Raw genomic sequence first — 21,573 nt, 5'->3', positions numbered from 1 at the left:
GCATTTCTAAGTGGAGTATGATATTGTTTTTATGGTAATACTTAGAATACGAAGCCAAAAGAGTGGGGAAACCCACTCTTTCTTGTTCATTTAGATGGGTTAAGGTTGATATCCTGAGTAAAAACTATACGTATAGCACTCCTTCAAAGGACAAAGGAGAGATCTTTTAATGAGTAAAATAACTGAAATTACGAAAGAATTGGTTATGCCGATTGTTGAAGAGTTGCAGTTAGAACTAGTTGATATTGAATATAAAAAAGAAGGTAAAAACTGGTTTTTGCGCGTATATATTGATTCCGACGATGGGGTTGACATTGAAGAGTGTGGAAAAGTGAGTGAAAGACTTAGTGAAAAATTGGATGAAACAGATCCAATTAAAGACCCATACTTTTTAGAAGTATCTTCTCCAGGAGCTGAGAGGCCATTAAAAAAAGAAGAAGATTTGCGTAAAGCGGTTGGAAAAAGTGTATATATTACTACATATGAGCCGATTAACGGAGAAAAAGCGTTCGAAGGAACATTAACTAGTTTTGACGGGGAAGAGCTTCAAGTTGAAGTGAAAGTGAAGACAAGAAAGAAAGTCGTCACCATTCCATACGAGAAAATGGCAAGTGCAAGACTTGCAGTAGTTTTTTAAGTTGAAAGGGGGAGAGATCCATGAATAGTGATTTTATGGATGCATTGACAACATTAGAGACGCAAAAAGGGATAAGTAAAGATATTATTATTGAAGCGATTGAAGCTGCTCTTATTTCGGGATATAAACGAAATTTTAATCAAGCACAAAATGTACGTGTTGACATTAATCGTGACTCCGGAATGATCCGTGTGTTTGCAAGAAAAACGGTTGTGGAAGAAGTGTTTGATTCAAGACTAGAAATTTCTGAGGATGAAGCACAAAAAATCAACCCGAATTTCCAAGTGGACGATGTTGTTGAAATTGAAGTTACACCAAAGGATTTTGGGCGCATCGCGGCACAAACGGCGAAACAAGTCGTGACTCAACGTGTCCGTGAAGCAGAACGTGGTATCATTTATTCAGATTTTATTGATAGAGAAGAAGACATTATGACAGGCATTGTACAACGTCAAGATAATCGCTTTATTTATGTTGATTTAGGAAAAGTTGAAGCGCTTCTTCCTTTAAACGAACAAATGCCAAATGAACAGTATAAGCATAATGATAGAATTAAGGCTTTTATTACAAAAGTGGAAAAGACAACTAAAGGACCTCAAATTTTAATTTCTAGAACACACCCTGGATTATTAAAGCGATTATTTGAATTAGAAGTACCTGAGATATACGATGGTACGGTTGAAATTAAATCGGTTGCTAGAGAAGCCGGAGATCGCTCAAAGATAGCGGTTTATGCCGATGATCCAGAAGTTGACCCTGTTGGTGCATGTGTTGGCCCGAAAGGACAAAGAGTACAAACAATTGTAAATGAGTTAAAAGGTGAAAAAATTGATATTGTACAATGGTCAGAAGACCCTGTTGTTTATGTAGCCAATGCACTAAGTCCTTCAAAAGTTGTAAAAGTAACGGTAAACGAAGAAGAAAAAATGACTCAAGTTATCGTTCCTGATTACCAACTATCATTAGCGATTGGGAAAAGAGGTCAAAATGCCAGGTTAGCTGCAAAACTAACAGGTTGGAAAATTGACATTAAAAGTGAGTCAGAAGCTGAAGAACTAGGATTATTATCTGATGAAGAGTTAACTCCTGTAATAGAAGAAAATGCTATTGAAGAAGAAGTAGAGTAAGGATAAGGAGATGGAGCCCATGAAGCAACGTAAAGTTCCACTTCGAAAATGTATAGTTACAAATGAAATGAAGCCGAAAAAAGAACTAATTCGAATTGTCCGTTCAAAAGAAGGGGAAGTTTCGGTGGATTTAACGGGGAAGAAAAATGGTCGTGGCGCCTATTTAACGAATAGTCAACAATGCTTTGAGATTGCGAAATCAAAAGATGTTTTATCAAAGCATTTAAATGTAAAAGTAAGCCCAGAAGTATATGATCAACTTGAACAAATGAGAGCGCAGGCGAAAGAATGATGGGTGCAAATGAAGAAAGATGGCTGTCGCTACTTGGGCTAGCGGCGAGAGCTCGGAAAATCATCTCAGGTGAAGAGCTTGTAATTAAAGAGGTTCGACGTAAAGGCGTCCAGCTTGTCCTACTGTCTGAAGATGCATCCCCTCAAACAGTAAAAAAAGTAACGGATAAATGCTCATTTTACTCGGTGCCACTATATATTGTAGGAACTCGAGACAAACTGGGCGGTGCGATAGGCAAAGGAGAGAGAGTCGTATTAGGTGTAACTGATTTCGGTTTTGCTAAAAAATTGGGAACACTAATCGATCAATAGAGGTGGAGGTAAACATATGAGGAAGATGCGAATATATGAATATGCTAAAGAAAAGAACATTGCGAATAAGGACATCATTGATGCTTTAAATAAAATGAATGTTTCGGTATCAAATCACATGTCAGTTATTGATGAGGATACAATCAAAAAACTTGACGGGCAATTTGCAAAAAAAGAAGAACCAAAAGTGAAACAAGAACCAAAAACATCAGCACCAAAAAATAATAATCAGAAACCAGCTTCAAAGCCGCCACAACAACGACAAAATCAGGCACAAAACAAAAAGCAAGGAAATTTTAATCAAAATAGGCCGAACCAAAATAACAAACGTAACAATAACAACAATCAAAACAAAGGTAAACAACAACAGAACAACCAGCAACAACCACAGGCACCAAAACAAAAACCATTACCAGAAAAAATAACGTTCTCCGGTACATTATCTGTAGGAGAGTTAGCAAAGCTATTAGGAAAAGAACCTTCAGAAATTATAAAAAAGCTTATGTTTTTAGGGGTAATGGCTACGATTAATCAAGAGTTAGATAAAGATTCAATTGAATTAATTGCTGGTGATTATGGGGTTGAAGTGGAAGAAGAAATTATCGTCGACGAGACAAATTTCGAAGAAGCTGTCGAAGAAGAAGATCCAAAAAGCTTAAAAGAACGTCCTCCTGTTGTTACAATTATGGGTCACGTTGACCACGGGAAAACAACTTTGTTAGATTCCATCCGAGAAACAAAAGTCGTTGCAGGTGAAGCAGGTGGGATTACTCAGCATATTGGAGCGTACCAAGTTGAAGTTAGTGGAAAACGAATTACGTTTTTAGATACACCAGGCCACGCTGCCTTTACAACGATGAGAGCAAGAGGAGCACAAGTGACCGATATTTGTGTACTTGTTGTTGCAGCAGACGATGGTGTTATGCCACAGACGAAAGAAGCGATTAGTCACGCGAAAGCAGCGGGTGTTCCTATTATTGTTGCAGTTAACAAAATGGATAAGGAAGCAGCCAATCCTGACCGTGTGATGCAAGAATTAACAGAATATGAATTAGTACCAGAGGCTTGGGGTGGAGATACTATTTTTGTACCTGTATCTGCGCTACAAGGTGAAGGAATTGATGAGCTTTTAGAAATGATCCTTCTTGTTGCTGAAGTAGCTGAATTAAAAGCCAACCCTGACCGTTTAGCAAAAGGTACCGTCATTGAAGCGCAACTTGATAAAGGTCGTGGAGCTGTTGCAACACTGCTAGTTCAATCAGGGACATTAAAAGTCGGTGACCCGATTGTCGTTGGAAATACTTTTGGGCGTGTTCGTGCCATGGTTAATGACCTTGGCCGTCGAGTCAAAAAAGTAGGTCCAGCTGCACCAGTTGAAATTACTGGGTTAAATGATGTACCTTTAGCTGGTGACCAATTTAAAGTATTCGAAGATGAAAAAACTGCTCGTCAAGTTGGCGAAACGCGTATGTCAAGACAGCGTGAAGAACAGTTAAAAGAAACTTCAAAAGTAAGCTTAGATGATTTATTTAGTAAGATTCAACAAGGGGAAATTAAAGAAATTAACGTCATTATCAAAGCAGACGTGCAAGGGTCTGTAGAAGCAATGCGCGGCTCATTAGAAAAAATTGATGTGGAAGGTGTTAAAGTCAACATCATTCACACAGGTGTAGGCGCAATTACTGAATCAGATATTATTTTAGCTTCTGCATCACATGCTATTGTTATCGGATTTAATGTAAGACCAGATAATAATGCAAAACGTACTGCAGAAGCAGAACAAGTTGACATTCGACTTCATCGTGTCATTTACAATGCAATTGATGAGATTGAAGCAGCTATGAAAGGAATGCTTGACCCTGAGTTCGAAGAAAAAGTCATTGGTCAAGCAGAAGTGCGTCAAACATTTAAAGTTTCTAAAATTGGGATGATTGCCGGATCTTATGTAACTGACGGAAAAATCACTAGAGATTCCACGGTCCGTTTAATTCGTGATGGTATTGTCATTTACGAAGGGGCAATTAATGCATTGAAACGATTTAAAGATGACGCGAAAGAAGTAGCAGCAGGTTATGAATGTGGGATTACGTTAGAAAAGTTTAATGACCTAAAAGAAGGCGACATTATTGAGGCCTACATCATGGAGGAAATTAAACGCCAATGATAGGTGTCGTTTACTGTGAGCTATACTTATATAGCCCTCAGTCATTAAAAGAAAAACGCTCGATTACTAAAAGTCTGATCACACGATTAAAACAACGTTTCAATGTTTCTGTCTCAGAAATCGGATATCAAGATGTATGGCAACGATGTGAGCTTGCCATTGTTACAGTAGCTTCAGATAAAACAGTTGCTGAAAAAGAACTTGGTCGAGCAATGGCGTTGGTGGATAGTACACCAGAACTAGAAAGAACAGTTACATCGTATGAATGGCTGTAATGGTAGTGAGGTGATATAAATGAGTAATGTTCGTGCTAGTCGTGTTGGAGAACAAATGAAAAAGGAATTAAGCGATATTATTATGAGAGAGCTTAAAGATCCTAGGGTGAAATTTGTAACAGTAACAGGTGTTGACGTCACTGGTGACCTTCAACAAGCAAAAGTCTATATTACAGTATTAGGTAGTGAAGAAGAGAAAGCTGATACGTTAAAAGGCTTATCAAAAGCATCAGGCTTTATTCGCTCTGAAATTGGAAAGAGAATTCGATTACGTAAAACACCGGAAATTACTTTTACGTTTGATGAGTCGATCGAATATGGTAATCGAATTGAAGCACTATTAGCTGATTTAAATAAAGAATAGTTTTACGTCAGAGGATAGAATAGGGAAGCCTATCTATCCTTTTGTCTGTATTAAGGGGGATAAATAGTGTCAGTAACAGGAATCATCCCATTGTTGAAGCCAGCAGGATTCACGTCTCATGATTGTGTCATGAAAATGAGAAAAATCCTTCGAACGAAAAAAGTGGGTCATACAGGAACACTTGACCCACAAGTGACAGGTGTTTTACCGATTTGTGTCGGCAGAGCAACAAAAGTTGCCGAATATATGAGTGATTATCCGAAAACATACATAGGTGAAGTGACGATAGGGACATCAACAACAACAGAAGATGCGTATGGTGAGCTTGTTGAACAACGTGAAGTCACAACACCGATAACAAAAGATCAAATTGAAGACGTTTGTCGTCAATTTCTAGGAACAATTATTCAAGTACCACCTATGTATTCAGCAGTAAAAGTAAATGGAAAAAAATTATATGAATATGCAAGAGCCAATAAAGAAGTTGAGCGTCCAAAACGAGAAGTGACAATTTATGATTTACATGTCGAAGATGATGTTCACTATGATGGTAAACAATTGGCATTTCGATTTCACGTCCATTGTAGTAAAGGAACGTATGTGAGAACATTAGCTGTCGATATCGGGAAACAATTAGGGTATCCAGCTCATATGTCAAAATTACAAAGGGTCGCATCAGGACCGTTTACAATAGAAAGTTGTGTGACTTTTGAAGAAATTGAGCAAAAACTACAAGAGAATGACTTATCAGAAATCGTCTTTCCGTTAGAAAAAGCAATCGCTCATTTTCCTTCGATTCAAGTTTCCGATGAGCTTATTTCAAAAATAAAAAATGGAGCCGTGTTGCCATTGAGCAAAGAAATAGCTGCAGACCGTTTTACTGTATATAATAAAGAAGGAGATTGTTTAGCTATATACACTAAACACCCAACAAAGCCAGGACTTATGAAACCAGAAAAAATGTTGGTGATTCAGTCTGATAACTAAGAAGGTGAAAGCGAATGGAAATCATTTATTTATCTTATCCTCATGAATTAAAAAGAAATCAGCATTCGCCTACGGTATTAGCGTTAGGGTATTTTGATGGTGTACATCTTGGGCATCAAAAAGTCATTCAGACAGCAGTGGAGCTAGCTAAGCAAAGAAATGTACAAAGTGCTGTAATGACTTTTACCCCACACCCTAAAGAAGTGCTGTCACGCTCTAAAGAGCCAATGAAATATATTACGCCAATTAAACAAAAGGCAGAATATATTAAACAATTAGGTGTAGAAAAATTATATATCGTTCGATTTGATTTGCCTTTTTCTAAATTAACCCCACAGCAGTTTGTCGATGAATTTTTGCTGAATTTACACGTTGTCCATGTTGTTGCTGGTTTTGATTATACGTACGGGCATTTAGGAAAAGGTACGATGGAAACATTGCCTTTCCATGCAAGAGGTCAATTTACTCAAACAGTTGTAAAAAAAATGACCCAGGAAGAAGAGAAAATTAGCTCGACACTAATTCGCCAATTCCTTAAAACAGGAAAAGTTAATCAACTCCCACACTATCTAGGCAGGTTCTTTGAAGTTGAAGGGACGGTTGTTCATGGAGATAAACGTGGAAGAACAATAGGCTTTCCAACGGCAAATATTGAAATCAACGAACCATTTATTATCCCAAAAACGGGTGTGTACGCCGTTTTATTTACAGTTGGACAAATGAACTACCAAGGGGTATGTAATTTAGGAGTAAAACCTACTTTTATAACAAATGTTCAAGCTCCTTCATTAGAAGTTCATATTTTTAACTTTGAAGGCGATTTATATGGAAAGAATGTCCAAGTTACGTTTTGTGACTTTATAAGAGATGAGAAGAAGTTTGCTGGGGTAACGGAATTGATTGAACAAATTGAAAAAGATAAAAAACAAGCCATTGCCTTTTTTTCGGATCATTTTTCAGTTTTATGAAATTTACAAACGAAAACTTGCAATCTATGCAAAAAAACGGTATGCTAATGTTTGTACTGTAACAACAGTACTCTAATCCATTGCTTGGCAATTCGATTCACCGACGGTTGCTTGGTAATTGGGGATTCTAATAAAGGAGGTGGATAGGATGGCATTAACACAAGAACGTAAAAATGAAATCATTAATGAGTATAGAACTCATGAAAGTGATACTGGTTCTCCAGAGGTACAAGTCGCTATCCTTACTGAGCAAATTAACACGTTAAACGATCATTTACGTGAACACAAAAAGGACCATCACTCACGTCGTGGCCTTTTGAAAATGGTTGGACAACGTCGTAACCTTTTAACGTATTTACGTAACAAAGACATTACACGTTACCGTAATCTAGTTGATAAGCTTGGTTTACGTCGATAACATGAGGTGAAAGCGGGAGCAGTCCCGCTTTTTTCTTAGGTTAAAATTATTGGAATATTTTCTCAAAAAATAAGCGGATTTGCTTTTATCTTTTATTTTTAGTATAAATAGGCAATAATAAATGATAAGTATAAATTTTTAGTACGAGAGGAGCTCACCAGCATGGAGCAACAAAATAAAGTTTTTTCAATTGACTGGGCTGGGCGACCTTTAACTGTGGAAACAGGTCAGTTGGCGAAACAAGCCAATGGAGCAGTTTTAGTTCGCTATGGTGATACAGCAGTTCTTTCAACAGCAACTGCGTCAAAAGAACCAAAAGATTTACCTTTTTTTCCTTTAACTGTGAATTATGAAGAAAGATTGTATGCGGTAGGGAAAATTCCTGGAGGCTTTATTAAACGTGAAGGTCGTCCAAGTGAAACAGCGATTTTAACAAGTCGTTTAATCGACAGACCGATCCGTCCATTATTCCCAGATGGATTCCGAAATGAAGTTCAAGTTATAAGCATAGTGATGAGTGTTGACCAAAATTGTTCATCTGAAATGGCAGCAATGGTCGGTTCAAGCTTAGCCTTATCGGTTTCTGATATTCCATTTGATGGCCCAATTGCAGGTGTAACAATTGGACGAATTGACGGTTCATTTATTATTAATCCAACAACGGAACAATTAGAACAAAGTGATTTAGATTTAGTCGTTGCAGGTACAAAAGACGCTATTAATATGGTGGAAGCGAATGCACAAGAAGTACCAGAAGATGTGATTTTAGAAGCGATTATGTTTGGACACGAAGAAATTAAACGTCTCATCGCTTTTCAAGAAGAAATCGTTGCTGCTGTTGGGAAAGAAAAAGCAGAGATTAAATTGAAACAAGTGGATGAAGTATTAGAACAAAAAGTTCGTTCCCTAGCTGAAGAGCAATTGAAAAAGGCTGTTCAAGTTCCGGAAAAGCATGCTCGACAAGAAGCAATCGATGTCGTGATGAATGAAACAGTAGCACAGTTTGAAAATGCTCCTGAAGAAAACGAAGATGTAAATATAAGTGATGTCAAAGAAACATTACATAAAATTGTGAAGGAAGAAGTTCGTCGTCTTATTACAAAAGAAAAGGTTCGTCCAGATGGCAGAGCCCCAGAGGAAATTCGTCCATTGGCATCACAAGTTCGATTGTTACCAAGAACACATGGCTCAGGTTTGTTTACACGAGGACAAACTCAAGCTCTTAGCATTTGTACGTTAGGTGCCCTTGGAGACGTTCAAATTCTAGATGGATTAGGCATTGAGGAATCAAAACGCTTTATGCACCACTATAATTTCCCACAGTTTAGTGTTGGTGAAACAGGACCAATTCGTGGACCAGGTCGCCGAGAAATAGGACATGGTGCCCTTGGTGAACGTGCATTAGAGCCTGTTATTCCAAGTGAAAAAGATTTTCCATATACAATTAGACTTGTCTCTGAAGTGTTAGAATCCAATGGGTCAACGTCACAGGCGAGTATTTGTGCAAGTACGTTAGCGATGATGGATGCAGGTGTTCCTATTAAGTCACCGGTAGCTGGGATTGCTATGGGTCTTGTCAAAAGTGGTGAAGATGTAACGGTATTAACTGATATTCAAGGCATGGAAGATGCTTTAGGGGATATGGACTTTAAAGTGGCCGGAACGAAAACGGGAGTAACGGCTATTCAAATGGATATCAAAATTAAAGGGATTGACCGTGATATTTTAGTTCGAGCGCTTGAACAAGCGAAAAACGGTAGAATGGTTATTTTAGATAATATGCTCTCTGCTATTGCTGAGTCTCGAACAGAGTTAAGCGAGTACGCGCCAAAAATCTTAACAATGAAAATTAACCCAGATAAAATCCGTGATGTCATTGGACCAAGTGGGAAAATCATTAATAAAATCATTGAAGAAACTGGTGTTAAAATTGATATTGAGCAAGATGGAACGATTTATATTTCATCTGTTGATCAGCAAATGAATATAAAAGCAAAAGACACCATCGAAGATATTGTTCGAGAAGTTGAAGTTGGACAAACATATTTAGGGAAAGTAAAACGAATTGAGAAATTTGGAGCATTTGTCGAATTATTTAAAGGTAAAGACGGTCTTGTTCATATTTCACAACTAGCAGAAGAACGTGTAAATAAAGTAGAAGACGTTGTGAAAATTGACGATGAAATTCTTGTTAAAGTTACTGAGATTGATTCACAAGGTCGTGTAAACTTGTCAAGAAAAGCCCTTTTAAAAGAACAAAAGCAAGAAAAATAAACGTGTAGGATAACTTGGCATTTGCCAAGTTTTTCTTGAAATTGCAAGAATGAGTATAAACATTGGTTAAAAAGCCAGTTATGAGATGGACTCATAGCTGGTTTTTCAAAGCAGACAGTCAGTCAACTCCTTGTGGATTGTCCTGATGAATCTAGTCATATGACCCTTTGTACATGCATACATTTCTTATTAGTACAAGGGGGTATAAATTTATGAAGAAGTTCGCAGGTATCCAAATTATTGTTTTTTGTTTGATTGTGGTATTATCATTTGGAACAGTTCAAAATCCTTTTTCATCAAATTACATAGATAACTTAAAACAAGAAGCGGTAACTGCTTCAAAAATGAGTGATCCGTTATATGATGAGATTGTAGCTGCTCAAAAAAAATATGAAGAAAAACCGATTGATGCGGTTGTCGATAAAGTTTGGAAAGCGATACCCGGTTATAATGGGATTCAAGTCGATGTTGATGCTTCTTATCAAAAAATGAAGGAACAAGGCTATTATGAACAACAAAAGCTCGTGTTTAAAGAAGTGGAACCGAAAGTTCATTTAGAAGACTTGCCACCTGCTCCCATTTATAAAGGTAATCCAGAAAAACCGATGGTAACATTATTAGTTAATGTTGCATGGGGGAACGAGCATTTGCCAACGGTATTAAAAATAATGAATGAGCAAGATGTTAAAAGTACTTTTTTTCTTGACGGGTCTTGGGTAAAAGATAACCCGAAGTTGGCTAAAATGATTAAAGAAGAAGGGCATGAAATTGGAAATCATGCTTATTCTCATCCAGACATGAAGCAATTATCGTCAGCACGAATCCAAGAAGAATTACAAAAAACAAATGATGTTATTCATGCGACATTGGAAGTTACACCAAAATGGTTCGCTCCACCAAGTGGGAGTTTCCGGCAAGAAGTTGTAGAAATAGCAGATAGTATGAATATGCATACTATTATGTGGAGTGTCGATACAATTGATTGGCGTAAGCCAGATCCTCAAACGATGGTTGATAATGTCCTTAGCAAAGTACATCCAGGTGCAATGATTTTAATGCATCCAACATCCTCAACTGCGGGTGGGTTGGAACAGCTTATTATTGGGTTAAAAGCGAAAGGGTATCAAATTGGAACGGTGTCTCATTTGATGGATGAATCACGCTTAAGTTTTGGTGTAGCCCTAGACGACTAAGATAGGGGGAACAATTTTGATTCAAAAACTTGATTTATCAAACGGATTACGAGTATTAGTAGAAGAAATCCCAACAGTACGATCGATTTCGATTGGAATATGGATAGGGACAGGTTCACGTTTTGAAAGAACCGAGGAAAATGGAATTTCGCATTTTCTAGAACATATGTTTTTTAAAGGTACCAACACGAGAAGTGCGTCTGAGATAGCGGAAGCATTTGATTCGATCGGTGGTCAAGTAAATGCATTTACATCAAAAGAATACACATGCTATTATGCAAAAGTATTAGATGAACACGGTGGTATTGCTGTTGATATACTAGCAGACATGTTTTTTAATTCTACTTTTGCAGAAGATGAGCTATCAAAAGAAAAGAATGTTGTGTTTGAAGAAATAAAAATGGTGGATGATACTCCAGATGACATTATTCATGATATGTTGTCAAAAGCAAGTTTTGGTGATCATGCATTAGGGTTACCGATTCTTGGAACGGTTGATACACTAAACACATTTACAAAAGAGTCATTACAAGATTATATGAGCCGTTATTATACGGCAGATAACGTCGTTGTATCGATTGCAGGGAACATTACGCCAACATTAATTGACCAAATTAAAACGATTTTTGCGGCTGTTCCGAAACGAAAACAAGAAGAGCCAATTATTACACCAACGTTTGCTTCCAATCGGGTAGGACGTAAAAAGGAAACAGAACAAGCTCATTTATGCTTAGGATACCAAGGGTTGGAAATTGGCAATAAAAAAATGTATCCACTCGTCCTTTTAAATAATGTACTAGGTGGAAGTATGAGTAGCCGGTTATTCCAAGAAATTAGAGAAAAGCGTGGATTAGCATACTCTGTGTTTTCTTATCATTCTTCCTTCCGTGATGATGGCTTACTAACAATTTATGCAGGTACAGCACCACAACAATTAGATAGTTTATACCAATCCATACAGCAAACGGTTGAAACACTAGCACAAAATGGGATGACAGAAAAAGAGTTAAAAAATGGGAAAGAACAATTAAAAGGTAGTTTAATGTTAAGTTTAGAAAGTACAAACAGTAGAATGAGCCGCAACGGGAAAAATGAATTGTTGTTAGGAAAACATCGAACTTTAGATGAGATTATTGACCAAATTAATGAAGTGACTATGGAAGAGGTCAATGAGTTAGCCCGTTCCTTATTTTCAAAAGAACCTGCTCTATCATTAATTAGTCCAACAGGAGAGTTACCACATTAACAAAAATGCCACATGACTTTTTAAGTCTGTGGTATTTTTTTATTCTTCTTTTCATAAAAACAATAGAGGGGGGATTCGATGAGATTAAGTGAAATAAGTGGAAAAGAAATCATTGACTATCAAAAAGGCCAACGCTTAGGAATTTTAGGACAAACGGATCTCGTCATAGATGAGTCAACAGGGCAAATTGAAGCATTTGTGATTCCAACGATGAAATGGTTTGGTTTAGGAAAAAAAGAAAAAGAAGTAACAGTATATTGGAATCAAATTATTAAAATTGGTTCAGACATGATTATTATTGATGTGGAAGACAGTAATGAAGGATAAGAAAGAGCCCTAAAAGGTCTAGTACACCTTTTAGGGTATTTTTTATATATAAGAGAGTATAAAAATTTTGGTGTAGCAGGGGAGCTTTGAAAGCTTATTCAAGAAGAGCGAAGGCTGCGCACCTGCGCGTTTCACCCCAGGAAGAGCACTTGTGGTTCACTGTCAAAAGCGGGCAGGGCTCCGCACTTCGCTTGAAAAAAAAGACGCTCCGCGTTTTTCTTATTGTTTAGGATAAGTAAGCGGCCATGAAAACCGTTATATGTGAACATTACTAGCGTTTTGGAACGTTGGCGGACACAGGAGCAGTTAATCATAATATATCGCTAGGAAGAGAGTTGCTTTTGCGTGAATAAGCGCTCCTGTGGCCGCTTAAAAACGGAAACCCGTATCATGTTCACAAATAACCGCTGCTGTGACCGCGAAAATGAAACATGGGATGTGTTGGTTGTTCATCATACACTTCGCTTGAAAGAAAGTATTGCTGTATTAATACAAAATAAGGTTTGAACAAAAAAATAAAAATTTTCCTATAGCAGCTTTGAAAGCTTATTCATTATATATGTTTAGTTGAGTTGAAGTTTGTTGATATAAAAGGGGTATTGTATATTCTTTTTGCTCATTCACCTATTTTACCCTTGTTACATAAGATAAAGGTGAAATCGAAAAAAATTGTATCCCCTACAGTTTTTAGATTTTTAATGAAACGAATAAATCGTTATTTCTAAAGGAAATGAAAGGGGAGAGATGAACCCATGCTTACTGAGAAGCATATCGTTATTATTGGTGGTGATGCACGCCAATTAGAAATAATTCGCAAGCTATCGACCTTAGATGCCAAACTTTCATTGGTTGGATTTGAGCAATTGGATGATGGATTTGTAGGAGCGACGAAAGAACAGATTGCTAACATTGATTTTTCGACTGTGGATGCCATTATTTTGCCAGTAAGTGGAACGAATCAACAAGGAGAAGTGGATACGGTTTTTTCGAATGAAACAATCACGATTACAGAAGAACAAGTAAAAGCGACACCGACTCACTGTGTTGTATATACCGGAATTAGCAACTCGTATTTAGATGAGTGTATTCAGAATTCCAAACGGAAATTAGTAAAGTTGTTAGAGCGGGATGATATTGCGATTTATAATTCGATTCCAACAGTAGAAGGAACAGTGATGATGGCCATTCAACATACAGATATTACGATCCATGGCTCAACCGTTGCTGTTTTAGGATTTGGTCGCGTCGGTATGTCTGTTGCACGGACATTCGCAGCACTAGGAGCTAAGGTGAAAGTAGGGGCAAGAGAATCAGAGCACATTGCTAGAATAACGGAAATGGGTTTTACTCCTTTTGACATTAAAGATATAGTTCATCAAGTTTCGGATGTTGATCTTTGTATAAATACAGTCCCAGCAAAAATTGTAACGGCAAATGTCTTAGCGACGATGCCAACAAATGCTTTAATTATTGACCTAGCTTCAAAGCCAGGTGGTACCGATTTTCGTTACGCTGAAAAACGAGGGATTAAAGCTTTACTTGCTCCTGGACTACCAGGAATTGTAGCTCCAAAAACAGCAGGTCAAATTCTTGCAAATGTTCTTGCTCAATTACTATTACAAGACTAATTCAATTAAAGGAGGAAATACAATGGCTTTATCATTTGAAGGAAAGCATATTGGATTTGGGTTAACAGGTTCTCATTGTACGTATGGGGCAGTCCTTCCTCAAATGAAGAAATTAGTTGATTTAGGGGCAAAAGTTACACCGTTTGTTAGTAATACGGTGATTAGTACAGATACAAAATTTGGGAAAAGTGAAGATTGGATTGAAAAAATAAAGGAAATTACGGATGAGGACATTGTGGACTCTATTGTGAAAGCAGAGCCTTTTGGCCCGAAAACTCCACTTGATTGTATGGTCATAGCTCCGCTAACAGGAAATTCTACAAGTAAATTAGCAAATGCCTTAACAGACTCGCCTGTGTTAATGGGAGCAAAAGCTACATTACGTACCGGAAATCCGGTTGTTCTAGGAATTTCAACAAATGATGCGTTAGGATTAAATGGGATGAATGTCATGAAATTAATGGCGACAAAAAACATTTACTTTATTCCATTTGGTCAAGATAATCCACATGGGAAACCAAACTCATTAGTAGCGAGAATGGGAGCATTACCGGAAACTGTTGAGGCTGCTTTACGTGGTAAGCAATATCAGCCTGTATTAGTAGAAAAATACAAAGATTAAGGAAAATAGTGAAGTTGCGATTTTATAAAAAATCCCTTAAAGTTTAATAGGAGAATGTCAGTATTTATAACATCACTGTGGTAAAATAGACAATAAATTAGTAAGTGATGAATATTATCTATTAAACTAAGCTTGTTTATAACAGAAGGGAGACAATATTACAATGGCAAATCAATCAGGTTATCATGTAGCAGTAGTAGGAGCAACAGGTGCAGTAGGGCAACAAATGCTAAAAACATTAGAGGAACGTAACTTCCCAATTTCTAAATTAAGTTTATTATCATCAAAACGCTCTGCAGGAAAAACCGTCTTATTTAAAGGTGAAGAAGTTGTTGTGCAAGAAGCAACACCAGAAGCATTTGAAGGGGTTCAGTTGGCCCTCTTCAGTGCTGGTGGTTCTGTTTCAAAACAACTTGCACCAGAAGCGGTAAAACGTGGGGCAATTTGTGTAGATAATACAAGTGCGTTTCGAATGACAGAAGGAGTTCCATTAGTTGTTCCTGAAGTGAATGAAGCGGATTTACATGAACATAATGGCATCATTGCTAACCCGAATTGTTCAACAATTCAAATGGTCGTTGCTCTTGAGCCGTTAAGGCAACAATACGGATTGAAGAAAGTTGTTGTTTCAACATACCAAGCAGTGTCAGGTGCTGGATTGAACGCGATTAATGAAATGAAACAGCAATCAAAAGATATTTTAGAAGGAAAAGATGTAACACCTGAAATTTTACCAGTTGGTGGAGATAAAAAGCATTATCAAATCGCATTTAACGCGATTCCACAAATTGACTTATTCCAGGAAAATGGGTATACATTTGAAGAAATGAAAATGATTAATGAAACAAAGAAAATTATGCATATGAGCGAGTTAGAAGTAGCGGCGACGTGTGTACGATTACCAGTTGAAACAGGACATTCAGAATCTGTATATATTGAAACAGAAAAAGGCGGCGCTTCTGTAGAAGAAATTCGATCGTTATTAGCCAATGCTCCAGGTATTGTGTTACAAGATGATCCTAGTAATCAACTATATCCAATGGCAACAACAAGTGTCGGGAAAAATGATGTGTTTGTTGGACGAATTCGTAAAGATTTAGATCGAGACAACGGATTCCACTTATGGGTTGTGTCTGACAATCTATTGAAAGGTGCAGCATGGAATTCAGTACAAATCGCAGAAAGCCTAGTGAAATTACAATTATTGAAGTAGGTGTTCTATGAAAATCATTGTTCAAAAGTTTGGTGGTACATCAGTTAAAACAAAAGAAACGCGTGATCATGCTGTGAATCATGTCCAAAAAGCAGTTCGTGAAGGATTTAAGGTCATCGTAGTCGTTTCAGCAATGGGACGGAGTGGTGACCCATATGCAACAGATACGTTACTTAGTTTGGTTGATACAAAGACCATCGCAAAACGTGAACAGGATATGCTCATTTCTTGTGGTGAAGTGATATCGTCAGTTGTTTTTACAAACCTCTTAAATAAAAAAGGGGTAAAAGCACAAGCGATGACTGGTCCTCAAGCAGGATTTAGAACAACAGATGATTTTACGGACGCAAAGATTATTGATATGAAGTCTGATCACTTACGGCATGAATTAAAAGATGTTGATGTCATTGTCGTAGCAGGTTTTCAAGGTCAGACAAAAACGGGTGAAATTACGACATTAGGTCGAGGTGGAAGTGATACGTCCGCAACAGCGTTAGGTGCTGCCGTTGGTGCAGAGTGGGTTGACATTTTTACAGATGTCGAAGGGGTTATGACTGCTGATCCCAGGATTGTCGAAGATGCAAGACCACTAGAGTCGGTCACGTATAATGAGATTTGTAATATGGCCTACCAAGGAGCAAAGGTAATTCATCCTCGAGCGGTTGAAATTGCCATGCAAGCCAAGCTCCCACTGCATATTCGTTCAACTTATTCAGATTCCAAAGGAACATTAGTCACTTCTTTAATGACGGATAAGGAAGGCCAAGATGTCCAAGACCGTTTAATTACAGGAATTGCAAATCTTTCTGGCGTCACACAAATAAAAGTCATTGCCAAAGAAGGACAGTTTGATTTACAGCAACAAGTATTTAAAGCGATGGCGAATGAAAAAATAAGTGTAGACTTTATTAATATTAATCCACTCGGTGTTGTGTACACTGTAATGGACGAAGTGGCAGATAAAGCCATCGAAGTTCTCCAAGAATTAGGATATGAACCAGAAGCTATTAAACATTGTGCAAAAGTATCTGCTGTTGGTGCAGGGATGACAGGGGTTCCTGGGGTAACAGCTAAAATTGTCGCGGCTCTTTCTCAAGAAAATATATCGATTCTCCAATCTGCTGACTCCCATACAACGATATGGGTATTAGTAAAAGGTGAAGATATGGTGAAAGCCGTCAATGCTCTTCATACCATTTTTCAATTACAACAAGATGGTCAATTGAATTAACATTTCTGCTTTAGGCAGAATAAGCTGAGATTAACCTCAGTATAAGGAGTTGAAGGACAGTGAACTTTGGTCAGGTTCTAACAGCAATGGTCACTCCTTTTGACCACAAAGGAAACATTGACTTCAAGAAAACAGAAAAATTGGTTGAGTATTTACTTTCAAATGGTTCAGATGGCGTTGTCATTGCAGGAACGACAGGGGAATCCCCAACATTATCAACAGAAGAAAAGTTAGCGTTATTTCAGTTTGTTGTGGATAAAGTAAGCGGACGCGTTCCAGTGATTGCAGGAACAGGGAATAACAATACGTACGCTTCGGTAGAACTTACAAAAAAAGCTAGCGATATTGGGGTAGACGGGATTATGGCAGTAACACCATATTATAATAAACCATCACAACAAGGTATGATCGAACATTTTACCGCCATTGCCAACGCATCAACGTTACCTGTCATGCTCTATAATATTCCAGGTAGGTCGGTTGTTAATATGTCAGCCGAAACGATTATTACACTATCTAAAGTTCCCAACATCGTCTCTGTGAAAGAAGCAAGTGGAGATTTAGAACAGATGGCAACGATTATTGAAAATACTGGTTCTCAATTTTCATTGTATAGTGGAGATGACTCCATGACATTACCTGCTCTTGCGATTGGTGCAACAGGAGTTGTGTCTGTCGCTTCTCATGTCATAGGAGCTGAAATGCAACAAATGATTGATGCTTTTCTCAAAGGCAATATTGAAAAATCGGCTGCTTTGCATCGTAAATTGCTGCCTTTAATGAAAGGATTGTTTACTGCTCCAAATCCAACATGTGTGAAAGCAGCTCTTCAATTAAAAGGGATTGATGTTGGGACGGTGCGACTTCCACTTATTCCATTATCTGCAAAGGAACGGACACAACTAATGGAGTTATTCACGTAACAGTCATACTAATATGTATGGCTGTTTTTTTTTTTATACAATTGGAAAGGATAAGTGTCAGGAACATGTCATTCTTTTTATTCGGCTGTATTACTTCTAGCTATATGTATTAATCGGTTGTGCCATGTTAGTTCTATTGCGCTCAGGTCACTGAGGAACCACTTCATTTCATAAGCAAAAAAACAATTTATTACAGTAATAATCAATACAAAAACTGCCTTTATAAAAAGACTATATAAAACGGATACACTCTTCTCTTGTATTCATATAAAAAAATAAGTTATACTACAAACAAGTGATTTGTTCGGGAATATAAATATTACATGTTCGAATTTTTTTCTTGGCTGGTCCAAAACTTCATATTTGTTCTAGTGCGACGGGGACAAATAAGTCAAGAGCAGAATTTGAGCTCTATAAAGCTCGGTTGCTATTTGAAAAGTAAATATAGGAGGAACTAACATTGTCAAAGTTAATTACAGAGAAAATTCGTGTTTTTGCACTCGGGGGAGTCGGCGAAATTGGCAAAAACATGTACGTAGTAGAAGTCGATGAGGATATTATCGTTATCGATTCTGGTTTAATGTTCCCAGATGACGACATGCTCGGTGTTGATATTGTCATCCCAGACGTTTCGTATTTAGTCGAACAAGGTGACCGTGTGAAAGCGATTGTCATTACCCATGGACATGAAGACCATATAGGAGGCTTACCGTATATTTTAAGAAAGTTAGATGTTCCAGTTTACGGAACAAGATTAACATTAGGATTAATCGGTGAAAAGCTGAAAGAACATGGGCTATATGGAAAAGTAGATTTACGATTAGTTGACTCAAACTCAAATATTACTATCGGTCAAACAAACGTTTCGTTTTTTCGAACAAATCACAGTATTCCAGATTCGGTAGGAGTTATCGTTCATACGTCTCAAGGTGCCATTGTTCATACGGGGGATTTTAAATTTGACCAAACCCCTGTTGACGGGAAACATGCAGAAATCGGAAAAATGGCAAATGTCGGTGAGACTGGTGTTCTTTGCTTACTATCTGATAGTACAAATGCGGAGCGACCTGGTCAAACATTATCGGAAACCATTATTGGACAAGGAATTTCAGAGGTGTTTCAAAAAACATCGGGAAGAATTATCGTTACGACATTTGCCTCAAATGTTCATCGCATTCAGTCAGTTATTAATGCTGCTTCTGAAACGAACCGAAAAGTGGCTGTGGTAGGAAAAAGTATGCATCGTGTCATTACGATCGCAAGGGAATTAGGGTATTTAAAAGCGCCGGATCACTTGTTTATTGAAATGGAACAAATTGCTGATTTTCGTCCAGACCAAATTACGGTTTTAACAACGGGAAGTCAAGGGGAACCAATGAGTGCACTAGCGAGAATGGCAAAAGGTGCTCATCGCCAAATGAAAGTAACAAGTGATGATACGATTATCATAGCAGCGTCACCGATACCAGGTAATGAAAAATCCGTTGCGAAAATCATTGACCTCCTTGCGCGGATTGGTGCAGATATTATTTATGGACAAGCAAAGGTACATGCTTCAGGTCATGGTAGTGCAGAAGAACTGAAATTGATGTTAAATTTAATGAAACCTAAATACTTTATCCCGATTCATGGTGAATTTCGAATGCAATGTGCCCATAAAGGTCTTGCTATCGAAGTTGGTGTACAAGAAGAAAATATATTTCTTGTTGATAAGGGAGAAGTTGTTGAATTTACAAATGAACAAGGCCGCCAATCTGGGAAAGTTCCATCTGGAAATGTATTAATTGATGGATTAGGTGTTGGAGATGTAGGCAATATTGTCCTTCGTGACCGACGTTTGTTATCAAAGGATGGCATTTTAGTCGTTGTAGTCACGTTAAATAAAGAAAGTAGTAGCATCGTATCAGGTCCGGATATTATTTCAAGAGGATTTGTATATGTAAGGGAATCAGAAAAGCTGTTAGTAGAAGCCAATGAACTTGTGAGTACAACATTAAAAAAATGCATGACAGAAAATGTGAATGAATGGTCATCATTAAAAAGTAATGTTAGAGAAGTGCTTAGTCGATTTTTGTTTGAGAAAACAAAGCGTCGACCGATGATTTTGCCTATCATTATGGAAGTATAAGTTGATAACGAGGATTTTTACTAAAAAGGATGTTCCAAAAAGGGTAAACCAAACTCTTTTTGGACATCCTTTTTTTGTCTGAAAAAAGTTTCGTTGCTAATTTATAGAATGAGACATCGGCTACCCGTTCATACTATACAGTAGCATCGACTAAGGAGGAATAACGATGAATGAACAGCCAAATCAGCCAAATCAGCCAAACCAACCGGCCACCCCTCAAGTACCACCAATTAATCCAGATAACAAAGGGGATGGACTATTAAATAAAATACAAGAGCTTGGACAAACAAATGTCCCAGATATGAACCAGTCCAACATTCACTGTTTAACGATTATTGGGCAAATTGAAGGTCATATGCAGCTTCCCCCACAAAATAAAACAACGAAGTATGAACACATTATTCCACAGCTTGTGGCAGCAGAACAAAACCAAAAAATCGAAGGGTTACTAGTCATTTTAAACACAGTAGGAGGAGATGTTGAAGCTGGCCTAGCATTATCTGAAATGATTGCTTCTTTGTCTAAACCAACTGTTACGCTTGTATTAGGAGGCGGTCACTCGATAGGCGTTCCAATTGCGGTAGCCTCAGATTTTTCATATATTGCTGAAACAGCAACAATGACGATTCACCCTGTTCGTTTAACTGGGCTTGTCATTGGAGTCCCTCAAACATTTGAATACTTAGATAAAATGCAAGACCGTGTCATTAATTTTGTTACGAAGCATTCAATGATAACAGAAGATAAATTTAAAGAACTAATGTTTTCCAAAGGAAATTTGACGAGGGATATCGGAACAAATGTTGTCGGAACAGATGCTGTAAAATATGGGTTAATTAATGAGGTTGGGGGAATTGGACAAGCATTAAAGAAATTGAATGAATTGGTCGAGGAAAAACGTAAAAACGAACCAAGTGGAGGAATGATGCAATAATGTTGTATACAATCCTTCCAGAAGAGATGATTTTTCCAAACGAACAATTGAAAGAGCAGGAAAGCATTGAAATTGATGGTGGATTCTTAATTGTTGAAAAAACGAATGAAACCGAATATAAAGTGATTCGTTTGGTTAGCAGTAATCCAAGTCATTACTTAAATGAAAACTATGCCCCTGGGCGACTCATTCAGTTAAAACCGCAATTTTAAGATGAAGTGTTGTTTTTGAGTATGGTATAATAATAAAAGAATATGGTTAAAGCAGCCAATATTTGGCTGCTTTTCTTTTCATTTGGAATATAGAAGGTG

At 37.5% G+C, this 21,573-nt stretch carries 22 protein-coding genes; all 22 read left to right on the top strand.

Annotated features, from left to right (window positions below; all coding sequences use genetic code 11):
* Nucleotides 1–169 precede the first annotated feature (169 nt).
* The 22 genes from rimP to T323_RS0116375 all read left to right on the top strand — a co-directional run bounded on the left by rimP (nt 170) and on the right by T323_RS0116375 (nt 21,474).
* A complete protein-coding gene (gene rimP, locus T323_RS0116480) occupies nt 170–637 on the top strand; it encodes a ribosome maturation factor RimP (RefSeq protein WP_026674247.1) in 468 nt (155 codons plus the stop codon).
* 20 nt (nt 638–657) lie between these two features.
* Nucleotides 658–1,764: a transcription termination factor NusA gene (nusA, locus tag T323_RS0116475; RefSeq protein ID WP_026674246.1), complete on the top strand. Its 1,107-nt coding sequence runs from the start codon at nt 658–660 to the stop codon at nt 1,762–1,764.
* Between the two features lie 19 nt (nt 1,765–1,783).
* The gene (rnpM, locus tag T323_RS0116470; protein ID WP_026674245.1) at nt 1,784–2,056 is read left to right on the top strand and encodes an RNase P modulator RnpM; all 273 of its coding nucleotides are present in this window, start codon (nt 1,784–1,786) and stop codon (nt 2,054–2,056) included.
* Entirely contained in the window at nt 2,053–2,367 is a 315-nt protein-coding gene (locus tag T323_RS0116465) for a YlxQ family RNA-binding protein (RefSeq protein ID WP_373279341.1), read from the top strand. Before rnpM ends, T323_RS0116465 begins: the two co-directional genes overlap by 4 nt.
* A 16-nt stretch (nt 2,368–2,383) precedes the next feature.
* The gene (infB, locus tag T323_RS0116460; protein ID WP_026674243.1) at nt 2,384–4,531 is read left to right on the top strand and encodes a translation initiation factor IF-2; all 2,148 of its coding nucleotides are present in this window, start codon (nt 2,384–2,386) and stop codon (nt 4,529–4,531) included.
* The gene (locus T323_RS0116455; RefSeq protein WP_026674242.1) at nt 4,528–4,806 is read left to right on the top strand and encodes a DUF503 domain-containing protein; all 279 of its coding nucleotides are present in this window, start codon (nt 4,528–4,530) and stop codon (nt 4,804–4,806) included. Before infB ends, T323_RS0116455 begins: the two co-directional genes overlap by 4 nt.
* 19 nt (nt 4,807–4,825) lie before the next feature.
* The gene (gene rbfA / locus T323_RS0116450; protein ID WP_026674241.1) at nt 4,826–5,170 is read left to right on the top strand and encodes a 30S ribosome-binding factor RbfA; all 345 of its coding nucleotides are present in this window, start codon (nt 4,826–4,828) and stop codon (nt 5,168–5,170) included.
* Nucleotides 5,171–5,236: 66 nt separating this feature from the next.
* Nucleotides 5,237–6,157, top strand: coding sequence for a tRNA pseudouridine(55) synthase TruB (gene truB / locus T323_RS0116445; RefSeq protein WP_026674240.1), 921 nt, complete (start codon nt 5,237–5,239; stop codon nt 6,155–6,157).
* Nucleotides 6,158–6,171: 14 nt separating this feature from the next.
* On the top strand, nt 6,172–7,125 hold the full coding sequence (gene ribF / locus T323_RS0116440) for a bifunctional riboflavin kinase/FAD synthetase (protein ID WP_026674239.1): 954 nt from the start codon (nt 6,172–6,174) through the stop codon (nt 7,123–7,125).
* 148 nt (nt 7,126–7,273) lie between these two features.
* Complete coding sequence (gene rpsO, locus T323_RS0116435; RefSeq protein ID WP_026674238.1) at nt 7,274–7,543, top strand: 30S ribosomal protein S15; 270 nt, start codon at nt 7,274–7,276, stop codon at nt 7,541–7,543.
* A 162-nt stretch (nt 7,544–7,705) separates the two neighbouring features.
* A complete protein-coding gene (pnp, locus tag T323_RS0116430) occupies nt 7,706–9,817 on the top strand; it encodes a polyribonucleotide nucleotidyltransferase (protein WP_026674237.1) in 2,112 nt (703 codons plus the stop codon).
* A 212-nt stretch (nt 9,818–10,029) separates the two neighbouring features.
* Nucleotides 10,030–11,010 (top strand): polysaccharide deacetylase family protein, encoded by a 981-nt coding sequence (locus T323_RS0116425; RefSeq protein ID WP_026674236.1) that lies wholly within the window; start codon nt 10,030–10,032, stop codon nt 11,008–11,010.
* Nucleotides 11,011–11,026: 16 nt separating this feature from the next.
* Nucleotides 11,027–12,256 (top strand): M16 family metallopeptidase, encoded by a 1,230-nt coding sequence (locus T323_RS0116420; RefSeq protein ID WP_026674235.1) that lies wholly within the window; start codon nt 11,027–11,029, stop codon nt 12,254–12,256.
* 78 nt (nt 12,257–12,334) lie between these two features.
* Complete coding sequence (locus T323_RS0116415; protein WP_026674234.1) at nt 12,335–12,583, top strand: YlmC/YmxH family sporulation protein; 249 nt, start codon at nt 12,335–12,337, stop codon at nt 12,581–12,583.
* 752 nt (nt 12,584–13,335) lie between these two features.
* Entirely contained in the window at nt 13,336–14,211 is an 876-nt protein-coding gene (gene dpaA / locus T323_RS0116410) for a dipicolinic acid synthetase subunit A (RefSeq protein WP_026674233.1), read from the top strand.
* Nucleotides 14,212–14,233: 22 nt separating this feature from the next.
* Nucleotides 14,234–14,833: a dipicolinate synthase subunit B gene (locus T323_RS0116405; protein WP_035179060.1), complete on the top strand. Its 600-nt coding sequence runs from the start codon at nt 14,234–14,236 to the stop codon at nt 14,831–14,833.
* Between the two features lie 163 nt (nt 14,834–14,996).
* Nucleotides 14,997–16,046 (top strand): aspartate-semialdehyde dehydrogenase, encoded by a 1,050-nt coding sequence (gene asd, locus T323_RS0116400; protein ID WP_026674231.1) that lies wholly within the window; start codon nt 14,997–14,999, stop codon nt 16,044–16,046.
* Nucleotides 16,047–16,053: 7 nt separating this feature from the next.
* On the top strand, nt 16,054–17,277 hold the full coding sequence (gene dapG / locus T323_RS0116395) for an aspartate kinase (protein ID WP_026674230.1): 1,224 nt from the start codon (nt 16,054–16,056) through the stop codon (nt 17,275–17,277).
* Between the two features lie 59 nt (nt 17,278–17,336).
* Entirely contained in the window at nt 17,337–18,200 is an 864-nt protein-coding gene (dapA, locus tag T323_RS0116390) for a 4-hydroxy-tetrahydrodipicolinate synthase (RefSeq protein ID WP_026674229.1), read from the top strand.
* A 460-nt stretch (nt 18,201–18,660) separates the two neighbouring features.
* Nucleotides 18,661–20,328: a ribonuclease J gene (locus T323_RS0116385; protein ID WP_026674228.1), complete on the top strand. Its 1,668-nt coding sequence runs from the start codon at nt 18,661–18,663 to the stop codon at nt 20,326–20,328.
* Nucleotides 20,329–20,494: 166 nt separating this feature from the next.
* Nucleotides 20,495–21,262, top strand: coding sequence for a ClpP family protease (locus T323_RS0116380; RefSeq protein WP_026674227.1), 768 nt, complete (start codon nt 20,495–20,497; stop codon nt 21,260–21,262).
* Nucleotides 21,262–21,474, top strand: coding sequence for a YlzJ-like family protein (locus T323_RS0116375; RefSeq protein ID WP_245613741.1), 213 nt, complete (start codon nt 21,262–21,264; stop codon nt 21,472–21,474). The genes T323_RS0116380 and T323_RS0116375 overlap by 1 nt, the downstream gene beginning before the upstream one ends.
* The last annotated feature ends 99 nt before the right edge of the window (nt 21,475–21,573 follow it).

Source organism: Alkalihalobacillus bogoriensis ATCC BAA-922 (genome assembly GCF_000621445.1).
GTDB classification, from domain to species: Bacteria; Bacillota; Bacilli; order Bacillales; family Bacillaceae_F; genus Bacillus_AO; species Bacillus_AO bogoriense.
This window is presented reverse-complemented; position numbering and strand designations above follow the sequence as displayed.

Coding starts and splice junctions, on each gene's coding strand:
- T323_RS0116455 (WP_026674242.1), top strand. CDS start 4,528: ATGATAGGTGTCGTTTACTGTGAGCTATACTTATATAGCCCTCAGTCA.
- ribF (WP_026674239.1), top strand. CDS start 6,172: ATGGAAATCATTTATTTATCTTATCCTCATGAATTAAAAAGAAATCAG.
- asd (WP_026674231.1), top strand. CDS start 14,997: ATGGCAAATCAATCAGGTTATCATGTAGCAGTAGTAGGAGCAACAGGT.
- rpsO (WP_026674238.1), top strand. CDS start 7,274: ATGGCATTAACACAAGAACGTAAAAATGAAATCATTAATGAGTATAGA.
- nusA (WP_026674246.1), top strand. CDS start 658: ATGAATAGTGATTTTATGGATGCATTGACAACATTAGAGACGCAAAAA.
- T323_RS0116415 (WP_026674234.1), top strand. CDS start 12,335: ATGAGATTAAGTGAAATAAGTGGAAAAGAAATCATTGACTATCAAAAA.
- infB (WP_026674243.1), top strand. CDS start 2,384: ATGAGGAAGATGCGAATATATGAATATGCTAAAGAAAAGAACATTGCG.
- dapG (WP_026674230.1), top strand. CDS start 16,054: ATGAAAATCATTGTTCAAAAGTTTGGTGGTACATCAGTTAAAACAAAA.
- pnp (WP_026674237.1), top strand. CDS start 7,706: ATGGAGCAACAAAATAAAGTTTTTTCAATTGACTGGGCTGGGCGACCT.
- T323_RS0116425 (WP_026674236.1), top strand. CDS start 10,030: ATGAAGAAGTTCGCAGGTATCCAAATTATTGTTTTTTGTTTGATTGTG.
- T323_RS0116380 (WP_026674227.1), top strand. CDS start 20,495: ATGAATGAACAGCCAAATCAGCCAAATCAGCCAAACCAACCGGCCACC.
- T323_RS0116405 (WP_035179060.1), top strand. CDS start 14,234: ATGGCTTTATCATTTGAAGGAAAGCATATTGGATTTGGGTTAACAGGT.
- T323_RS0116375 (WP_245613741.1), top strand. CDS start 21,262: ATGTTGTATACAATCCTTCCAGAAGAGATGATTTTTCCAAACGAACAA.
- rbfA (WP_026674241.1), top strand. CDS start 4,826: ATGAGTAATGTTCGTGCTAGTCGTGTTGGAGAACAAATGAAAAAGGAA.
- dpaA (WP_026674233.1), top strand. CDS start 13,336: ATGCTTACTGAGAAGCATATCGTTATTATTGGTGGTGATGCACGCCAA.
- rnpM (WP_026674245.1), top strand. CDS start 1,784: ATGAAGCAACGTAAAGTTCCACTTCGAAAATGTATAGTTACAAATGAA.
- rimP (WP_026674247.1), top strand. CDS start 170: ATGAGTAAAATAACTGAAATTACGAAAGAATTGGTTATGCCGATTGTT.
- T323_RS0116465 (WP_373279341.1), top strand. CDS start 2,053: ATGATGGGTGCAAATGAAGAAAGATGGCTGTCGCTACTTGGGCTAGCG.